The organism is Streptomyces sp. NPDC028722, from assembly GCF_040637655.1.
Lineage (GTDB): Bacteria > Actinomycetota > Actinomycetes > Streptomycetales > Streptomycetaceae > Streptomyces.
In genome coordinates this window covers 38,142-46,525 of the sequence record NZ_JBEZWU010000037.1, presented here as the reverse complement: position 1 = coordinate 46,525, position 8,384 = coordinate 38,142, and the positions used below count along the sequence as shown (strand labels likewise).

8 protein-coding genes and 1 pseudogene are annotated in these 8,384 nt (G+C 67.9%); 5 read left to right on the top strand and 4 right to left on the bottom strand.

Annotation, left to right across the window (positions count from 1 at the left end; all coding sequences use genetic code 11):
* Positions 1-624: 624 nt before the first annotated feature.
* Positions 625-933: a DnaJ C-terminal domain-containing protein gene (locus tag AB0F03_RS34220; protein ID WP_361999410.1), complete on the top strand. Its 309-nt coding sequence runs from the start codon at positions 625-627 to the stop codon at positions 931-933.
* Positions 934-1,547: 614 nt separating this feature from the next.
* On the opposite strand, the pseudogene AB0F03_RS34215 reads toward AB0F03_RS34220, so the two are convergent.
* Positions 1,548-1,697, bottom strand: a pseudogene (locus AB0F03_RS34215) (restriction endonuclease); the annotation flags it as partial.
* 52 nt (positions 1,698-1,749) lie between these two features.
* Between AB0F03_RS34215 and AB0F03_RS34210 the strand changes: the two are divergent.
* From AB0F03_RS34210 to AB0F03_RS34195, 4 genes are all read left to right on the top strand, one after another.
* A complete protein-coding gene (locus AB0F03_RS34210; RefSeq protein WP_361999400.1) occupies positions 1,750-1,908 on the top strand; it encodes a helix-turn-helix domain-containing protein in 159 nt (52 codons plus the stop codon).
* A gap of 21 nt (positions 1,909-1,929) precedes the next feature.
* Positions 1,930-2,130, top strand: a complete 201-nt coding sequence (locus tag AB0F03_RS34205; protein WP_361999408.1) for a winged helix-turn-helix domain-containing protein — start codon at positions 1,930-1,932, stop codon at positions 2,128-2,130.
* 222 nt (positions 2,131-2,352) lie between these two features.
* The gene (locus AB0F03_RS34200) at positions 2,353-2,589 is read left to right on the top strand and encodes a hypothetical protein (protein ID WP_361999397.1); all 237 of its coding nucleotides are present in this window, start codon (positions 2,353-2,355) and stop codon (positions 2,587-2,589) included.
* Positions 2,590-2,801: 212 nt separating this feature from the next.
* On the top strand, positions 2,802-3,050 hold the full coding sequence (locus AB0F03_RS34195; protein WP_361999395.1) for a hypothetical protein: 249 nt from the start codon (positions 2,802-2,804) through the stop codon (positions 3,048-3,050).
* A gap of 321 nt (positions 3,051-3,371) precedes the next feature.
* Here the strand turns inward: AB0F03_RS34195 and AB0F03_RS34190 are convergent, their stop codons facing one another.
* From AB0F03_RS34190 to AB0F03_RS34180, 3 genes are all read right to left on the bottom strand, one after another.
* Complete coding sequence (locus AB0F03_RS34190) at positions 3,372-4,670, bottom strand: ThuA domain-containing protein (RefSeq protein ID WP_361999392.1); 1,299 nt, start codon at positions 4,668-4,670, stop codon at positions 3,372-3,374.
* A gap of 26 nt (positions 4,671-4,696) precedes the next feature.
* The gene (locus tag AB0F03_RS34185) at positions 4,697-6,853 is read right to left on the bottom strand and encodes an RICIN domain-containing protein (RefSeq protein WP_361999389.1); all 2,157 of its coding nucleotides are present in this window, start codon (positions 6,851-6,853) and stop codon (positions 4,697-4,699) included.
* Positions 6,854-6,975: 122 nt separating this feature from the next.
* Entirely contained in the window at positions 6,976-8,370 is a 1,395-nt protein-coding gene (locus AB0F03_RS34180; RefSeq protein ID WP_361999386.1) for a lectin, read from the bottom strand.
* Between the last annotated feature and the right edge of the window lie 14 nt (positions 8,371-8,384).

Here is an 8,384-nt window from a genome sequence, read left to right as displayed (position 1 = left end):
GTCAAGTGACTCTGGAACTCCGCGATCGTTCCTTGGGCTATGCGTACATCCACCACCTGCCGACCGCGGCATGGTCGCCCTGGCCGCCAGCGGTAACCTCGCGCAGTTCGACGACATCCTTGCCTCGGCCGCGCCGAAGCTCGCCAGTCACGTCCAGGCCGGGCGTTCGGCGCAGACACCGGCCGCCTGGACGTCGCCCCCGACGCCCCGGCCTACGGTACGAAGCTGCGCTGGAGCGCGCCGAAGCTGGTCGCGGCCGCCCACGAGAAGGTGCGCGGCGCGAACGTCCGCACGCTGCACGCCCTGGCGCCCGCACGCGTGCAGGCTGACTCCGCCACGGCGGCCGCCGACCCGGCTGCGCTGACCGTGCCCGCCGCGCCGGTGCAGCGACGGACCCCGCCGGACGGCTACCGCCGTGCCAATTGAGGCGCACCGCCAGGCCGTCCGGCCGTCGAGGGTCGACTCGGCCATCGCGGAAGCGGTGAAGCGGCAGACCGCCACGATGCGGGAGCTGAGCCGCCGTGCGTTCCCCGAGCCGGACGTCGTCGCGGACGATGCGCCGGCCTCGATCGAGGCGACCCGGACACAGCACCGCCGCCAGGCCGCGGCCACCGAGGCCGCCGCCTGCGCCGGACCCGGCAAGAGCGCGCGGCCCGGGACTCCGGGACGCCGGCCTCCGTCCCCCGGTCGGCTGCACTGCGGCGAGGCCGCATCATCCGGGAGCAGCACACCTACAAGGTCCGCATCCCCGCGGGCATCAAGGACGGACGGAAGATTCGGATCCGCGAGCTCGGCGGCCTCGGTAAACACGGCGGTGCGCCACAAGACCTGTACGTCACCGTGCACGTCGACGGCCGATCCACCCCGCGGTATGGGCCAGCCTCGCGAGCAGCGGCCATGCCGTACCCATCTGCCCACCGACCGTACCACTGAGAAGTGAGGACACCGACCATGAGCGGTATCTACGACGACGGCGCCACCTACGGCACTGACCCCGACGCACAGACCACACCGACACACCCGCCGACCTAATCTACGCGACGGCGCCGCGTACGGCACCGACCGCGACGACAAGTGAGGAAACTGACCATGGCAGCGAACCCGCTCACAGCGCTCGTTCGTCGTCCTGGCTGCGGAGGAGCTGGCCTCGCTTGCCCTCCACCCCAGCCGCGCATATGAGACGTGAGGCTCCGCCAGGAGGCTGGCCGCGCACTCCGCATGATGGAGTCCGGCAACGTCGAGTCGGCCATCACACTACTGCGGCGCCTCTCCCTCAGCACCACCGATAAGGGAGGGAACCGACATACTCACCAGCTAGGCGGACAGTTGGCCGCACGGTCACCGAGCCCGTGCGGATCAGGGCCATTTGTCCGCACGGAGCCGTTTGGGTAGGCCCTGCACACCGGGCGTGGTCCGGCGCGCCGAGACCATCGCCGAACTCCGCAAGAAGCTGCGCGAGGCAAGGGAGCAGGCCGCAGCAGCGGATCGAGGGACCCGTCTTCGTCGAACACCACACCTCCGAGACGTTGATGACGGGGGACGGCGGTTCAGGCAGCACGCCTGAACCGGGGACGGCGGGTGCCTGCGGACAGAGCCAGCAGCTCATGCAGTGCGGTGCCGTTCTCCGCCCAGCGCCGGAGTCTGTCCCGGTCGACCCAGTGGACGCCGTGCCGGTCGCCCCAGGCCATGGCGTCCCGGGCGTGATCGGCACGGTGGGCCGGGCCGGCCGGGAATGTCGAGATCGCACGGATGCTGGGGGTCAGCGACGAGAGCGTGCGGCGGTGGAAACGGGTGTGGGAGGAAGGCGGCGTCGATGCCTTGCGGCGACGCCCGGCTACCGGTCGTCCGCCGAAACTGGACGACGTCCAGGTCGAGCAGGTGCGGATTCCGCTGGAGCGGGGCGCCTAGGCGCCTGGTTTCGAGGCTGATCTGTGGACGCTGGAGCGGGTCGGTCTGGTGGTCGAGCGGGTGACGGGAGTAGTCCTGTCGCGGGCGTCGGTCTGGCGCCTGCTGACCAGTCGGCTGGGATGGAGCCTGCAGCGGCCGGAGCGTCGGGCGGTAGAGCGGGACGAGTCCAATATCGCCCGGTGGATCGCCCATGAGTGGCCGCGCATCAAAAAGGGGCGATGAACAAACGTGCCTAGATCGTCTTCCTCGACGAATCAGGCGTCTCGCTGCTGCCCCAAATCCGACGCACTTACGCACCCCGCGGCCGCACTCCGCTTTTGCGGCACCGGCTGAACTGGAAGCGCGCCTCGATGGCCGCCGCTCTTGGCTACCACGCCGCCGAGCCCGACCGCGGGCCTCGCCTGTGCTTTCACCTCAAGCCCGGCAGCTATGACACCGTCCGAGATGCCCGACCTCTCCCCCATCGGCGCCGCATGGCTGGGCTCCAGTCTCTGCGCCCAGTACATCGTCCACCATCTCGGTGACCTTCACGAGGTGCCGGCGTTCTGGACCCGCGAAGCCACCGGGGAGGAATACGCACCCTGGCTGCTCTTCAGGCACAAGCACGACTACCTGCAGAACGTCGCCGATCGCTTCGCGGGACCAGGGAGCGCGCTCGGTCGCGCGTTCTGCGTCCCCTAGCCCGTCGTTCGATCAAGCGAGACTTATGAGCGAATTCTCCTGTTCCTCACGCTCGCCATGATGGAGATGTACGGGGTCACGGCGTGGCTGACCGCGGAGCAGGAGTACCAGGAGGTCGAGGGGTTCGTCCTGGCACGCAACCAGGCCATCCTGGCGAACTGGGTACGCGGGGAATCGTCTGGCGGGTCGCTACCACTAGCGCGCGACGGGAGGTGGCTCCCTATCAGGAGGTGATCGGCCACGTACGGGCCCACAGCCTGGTCGACGGGCCGACCCCGGCGGCGCGGCTGGCGGCCCTGGCCGACTACCTCGACCTGGACTGGGCCTGGCTGACCAGCCGGTGCCGCGGCCGCCTGGAGTACGGGTACATCGGGCCCGACAGTCTCGGCCGGATCTTCGACCAGCCGCCGTACCCGCACCTGGGGCGTGCCGCACACACGGTCGAGCCCGCGTTCCTGTGAGGTCCGGCAGCAGTGGGCCGCCGTAAGCTCGGTGGGCCTCCACTCCGCAGTGACCTGAAGGTTTACAGAAGCAGCCACACCAGCCTGCTGCGCGCGCATAGCCATACGCCCGACCTGCCTGAGCTACCTGAGCCACCTGAGCTACCTGATACGGTCTGGCAGGAGTCACGGCGCGGTTCGGTCCGGCTGATCCCCGCCACAGCCTCGTCGCCGACATGGTCGTTCGAGACGGCTCAGCCGTGCGGTGAGCATCACATGCACTCGCTGCCTCGGCATCACGTGCGGGGCACCTGATCAGGCGCCCCGCACATCGATCGTGAGTCAGCGGGCGGTCACCGTGAAGCTCTGTGCGGCCGAGCCGTCACAGGTGCGCTGGGTGAGCTGCGCACTGTTCGTGGCGGCGGTCGCCGCAGCCAGGCACTTGCCACTGTGGCGGGCGGTGAAGTGGTAGCGTCCGGCGGCTTCCTTCACGGGGAGCCACTGCTGGTTCTGGCCGCCTCCGTATGCCCACAGCTGGAGCGGCGCGTCATCAGCGATCGATACGTCGGTCACGTCGATGACCTGTTGCGGATTCGGGCGCACGCCGATGCGTCGGTATCCGCTGTCGGTCGCGGCGAGCCGGAACTGTTGAGCCTGGGTGTCGTTGCAGGTGTATTGCTGGATCGCGGTGCCGTTTGCGGTGGCGGCGGCGCGGGCGTCGACGCAGGTGCCGTTGCCGACGTTCTTCAGGGAGTACCAGGACGTCTCGGAGAGTGTGTCGTCCGGTGGGGTGGTGCCGTCGGCGCCGCCGAGCCATTTGAGCCCGTCCAGCAGGAACCGATTTTGGGTGGCGCTGGCGAACGTCGATGACGTGCGGGTGTTTGTGTCGTAGTTCATTGCGTTGTGACCGAAGTTCGCGTACAGCATCTTGTACTTCGTGTTGGTCCACAGGATTGGGTAGTAGCCGCTGTACCAGGACTGGTTGGGGTCGGTGCCCAGGGGGAAGCTGCTGGGGTCGATCGAGGCGAGGATCTTGATGTCCGGGTTCTGCCTCAGGTCGTTGGACCAGCTGTACCACTCGCTGACCGCCGAAGTGAATGTGGCGGGCAGGTTCGCGGTGGACGGGTGCGTTCGGTCCTCGACCTTGAGGGTCGCGGACGTCGGGCCCCAGGTGTTGGACTTGAAGTTGCCGCTGCCCAGGAACTGGTTGTGGTACCAGGACCAGCTCGCCGCGTCCGTGGTGAAGGCGGCGACGTGGAAGCCCATCCAGGCGCCGCCGCCGCGCATGTACTGCTCGAATCCGGCGCGCTGGGCGGCGGTCTGCGGCAGGTCGTCGAGGAACAGGACGACTTGGTAGGCGTTGACGCCACCGTTGGCGAGGAGGTTCCAGTCGTTGCTGGCGGTGTAGGTGAAGCCGTTGGCGGCCGCCTGCTTGGGCAGCCAGTCGTTGGCCTCCTTTTCGAAGTCGATGTGTGCCGCGTCCCATGTGCCGCTGTAGAGGCCGAGCACTTTGAAGGGAGTCACCGCGGTACCGGCGTGTGCGGAGGGCGGTGATGCGATTGCGAGGAGGGCCGCGAGTAGGAGGAGGATCCGCAGGGCGGTGCGGGCGCTTCTCGATCTGATGGTGTGCGTCGGGTGCATCTGCCGATCGGTCCCTTCGCTTCGGTTTACGGGTAGTCGGTGAGGTAGGCGACATTGCTGCTGGCGTTGGAGGGTCCTCCCGTGTTGTTGATGACGTGGCTGATGGTGCCTGTGCCGCCAAGCGAGACGGTGACCATGTCGTGGAACCTGACTGCTGTGGTGTTCGGCACCTCGAAGGCGTGGTCGGCGGCGACTGCGGGGTTGGTGCTGAAGTAGCAGTAGCTGCCGAGTCCCCACGCCTCGTGGCTGGTGACTGAGTCGGCGACCTTGTATGCGGGGTAGCCCTTGTTGCTGCCGTTCATCCAGGCGGCCTGGTTGGGCGGGTCGTAGGGCATTTCGTTCTGGAAGAAGTACGTTCGGCCGCCGTTGCCGTTCCAGAGGACCTGGGTCTTTTGGAAGTGCTCGACGAAGAGACCGTATGCGGTCACGTTGGCGCCGTTGACGACGAGGCCGGTGTCGGCGGTGTTGGTGGTCCAGCCGACGGTGCCGCCGTTGCCGTGGTCGGCCCGCCAGATCCATGTGTGGTCGATGATCGTGTTCGCGCTGTTGACTACAAGGGAGTTGGTGGCCTTGCCGATGGTGGCGCCGCCGATCCGGATGAAGAAGTCCGAGAGCTGGATCGGGTCGGCCGCGTGGTTCGTGGACGCTCCGTTCGGTCCGATCCGCACCAGCGTTTGGGAGTCGGTGGTGCCCGCGTCGATGAGCAGGCCGGCCAGCTGGATGCCTTCGACGTCGGCGGTGTTGATGGCGGTGATCCCGCCGTCCGGTACGAGGGTGGCGAGGCCCATGCCGAGGACGACCGTGTCGGGGCGCGTGATGTTCAGCGTCTGGTCGAGGTGGTAGACGCCCGGGGTGATTAAGAGGTTCTTCCCGGATGCGAGGGCTGCGTTCATGTCGGCGGCGGTGGCGCCTGGCTTGACGATGAAGAATTGGTCGAGTGGGAGTGACGTGCCCGCCGGTGTCTTTCCGCTCCATGTGGTGCCGGTGGCGTTGGCCCGCAGCGCGGGCACGAACACCTTGTAGGCGCCCGCCCCGTCCACGTAGAGGAACGGCTTCTCGCGGATCGTCGGAGTGCTCGCTACGTTGGTGTACGTGGGGAAGGACTGGGCGGGTGCGCCCTGGTCGCCGACGAAGACCATGTTCCAGTTCGAACCCGACCAGCTGCCCATCTGGGAGTTGCGGGTGAGGAACTGCTGCTGGGAGCCTGAGCGGATCTGCCCATCGACCTTGGTGTCGGAGATGAAGCCGCCGCTGGACCAGCCACCGTCGTCGAGCGCGAGGTTGCCGCGCACGTGCATGCGCCGGTACGGGGCGGCCTGCGAGACAGCCCAGCGGTCGGTGCCACCGGTCGGGTTGACCGACAGGTTCTCGGCCGCGCGCCAGAAGTTTTGCGTGGCGTTGCCCTGGAACCAGTCGGCCTCCGCGTGCACGGCGCCGTTGATGGTCACGTCGTCCGGGGAGAGGCCGAGGCCGGCGACCTGGGTGTAGAAGCCGACGTTGGCGTTGGCGCTGTAGGTGCCGGGTTTGAAGAGCAGGGCTTGGCGGGCCGAGCCGAACTGGTTGGTCTGCTGCTGGGCGAAGACCGCGTCCAGCTTCGACTGGATGCTGGATGCGGACATCGACGGGTCGAAGACCGTGACGTTCGGGCCGAGGTCCGGGGTGCCGGGCGGGTTCGTCGTGCCGCCGCCGAGTGTGAAGGACTGTGCGGCGGTGCCGTTGCAGGTGTACTGCGCGAGCTGCACGCTGTCCGCCGTGGAGGCGGCGGGGACGTCCAAACACTTGCCGCTGTTGCGGTTGACGAAGTGGTACGAGCCGTCGGCCTCGGCTACGGGCAGCCACTGCTGGTGGGCACCGCTTGAGTACGACCACAGTTGGACGGGCGCGGAGTCGGCGGTGGATACGTCGGTGACGTCCCACGCTTTTGTGGCATCGAGGTTGCTGTTGATGCGGTAGTAGCCGCCGCTGGTGGCCACTAACTGCCAGTTCTGGGCGGTGCTGGCGTTGCAGCTGTACTGCTGGACGGCGGTGCCGTTGGCGCTCGCGGCCGCGCGGGCGTCGACGCACTTGCCGCTGCCCTTGTTGATCACGGTCGTGTAGCTGGTCGGGATCGCGGCGGCCACGGTGGGCTGCGCGCTCGCCGGCGTCTGCACGGCGAACTCGATGCCCGTCGCGGTCGTCGCCATCAGCGCGACCGCGGTGAGGGCTCTCGGTATCCGGTGTCTGGGCGCGGATACGGGTGCAAATCTGAACACGGAGGTCTCCTGTAGGGGGTGGGCCGTCAGAGCAGTCGCGGCCGTCAGGGCCGTCAGCCCGTGTACTTGGCGAAGATGCCGGTGAACTGCCAGGCGCTCTGGGACACACCGGAGCAGGTGTCGTCGTTCGGATAGGCGCCGGAGCAGGGTCGGTCGCGGTTGGCCGACCAGAACGTGAGGCGCGCGAGGTGGTGCTGCTGCGCGTAGCCGAGGATGGACTGGAAGTCGGCGGGGCTGACGGTCTCGTGGTCGTCGGTGATGCCGTTCATGGACGAGATGCCCATGCCTCGGTACGCCTGGTCTTCGCTGTAGCCGTAGGCACTCTTGAGGGCGTTCTTGAGGCCCTCGGCCGCCTCAATCGTGAGCATCCCCATGTTCTGGCCCGCGCCGCCGAAGTCGAACGGCATGATCGTCCAGCTGTCCACGGTGAGACCGGAGTTCGCCGCTCGGTTGATCAGACTGGTGTCGGGCCCGGACTGGCCGGTGCCGATGGTGACGTACACCTTGAGGCCCGGGTTGTTGGCCTTGACCGTCTTGAGCGCGTCGACCGTGCGCTGCTGCACGGTCCCGTTGCTGTACGCGTCGGCCTCCAGGTCGATGTCGATGGCCTTGAGCCCATAGGCGTCGATGACCTTCTGGTACGCGTCGGCGAGCGCGGAGGAGCTGGCACAGGAGCTCTCCAACTTGTTGCCGCTGTAGCCACCGAACGAGGGGATGACGTCACCGCCGTTCGCCCGGATGGTGTTGACGGTCTGCTGGTCGACGCCGCCAGTGAGCGGACGGCCGCCGTCCCATTGCGGGTTGCAGGTGCCGTTGCTCAGGACGAAGGCGAGGGTGAACCACCTGACGCCGGTGGCGTTCATGATGGTGACCGGATTGGGCGGGCTGCCCCAGCCGTTGTAGAGGTAGGGGGCGACGGCCATCGGCGCGGCTGCGGGGGACGTACTGCCGCCGGTCGGCGCAGTCCATTTCTGGTTGGCGGCGCCGGTGCAGCTCCAGATCTGTATCGGGGTGCCGTTCGCCGAGGTGTTGCCGGTGACATCGGCGCACTTGCCGGACTGCTGGCCGACGAGGTCACGGGCGGCGGTAACGGTCCACTTCTGGTTGGCGCTGCCGGCGCAGTCCCATATCTGGAGTCTGGCTCCGTCGGTGGTCGAATTGCCCGTGACGTCCAGGCACTTGCCTAGGACGCGGATCAGGCCGTCGGTGCCGACGGTCCACTGCTGGGCGGCGGTGCCGTTGCAGTCATAGAGCTGGACGGCCGTGCCGTTGGCGGAATTGGCTCCCGCTACGTCGAGGCATTTGCCGCCGAGTCCGGTGATGGTGCCGGTGGCCGCGGCAGCGGGGGCCACGGCGAGTGCGCTCGCCGATCCGGCGAGCAGCGCGGTGGCGAGCACGGCACGCAGAGCGGTCTTGCGGGCGAGGACAGGTCTGGGCAGGGGGGACATGGGGGTTCACAGCC

Coding starts and splice junctions, on each gene's coding strand:
- AB0F03_RS34210 (WP_361999400.1), top strand. CDS start 1,750: ATGCTGGGGGTCAGCGACGAGAGCGTGCGGCGGTGGAAACGGGTGTGG.
- AB0F03_RS34200 (WP_361999397.1), top strand. CDS start 2,353: ATGCCCGACCTCTCCCCCATCGGCGCCGCATGGCTGGGCTCCAGTCTC.
- AB0F03_RS34190 (WP_361999392.1), bottom strand. CDS start 4,670: ATGCACCCGACGCACACCATCAGATCGAGAAGCGCCCGCACCGCCCTG.
- AB0F03_RS34185 (WP_361999389.1), bottom strand. CDS start 6,853: ATGGCGACGACCGCGACGGGCATCGAGTTCGCCGTGCAGACGCCGGCG.
- AB0F03_RS34180 (WP_361999386.1), bottom strand. CDS start 8,370: ATGTCCCCCCTGCCCAGACCTGTCCTCGCCCGCAAGACCGCTCTGCGT.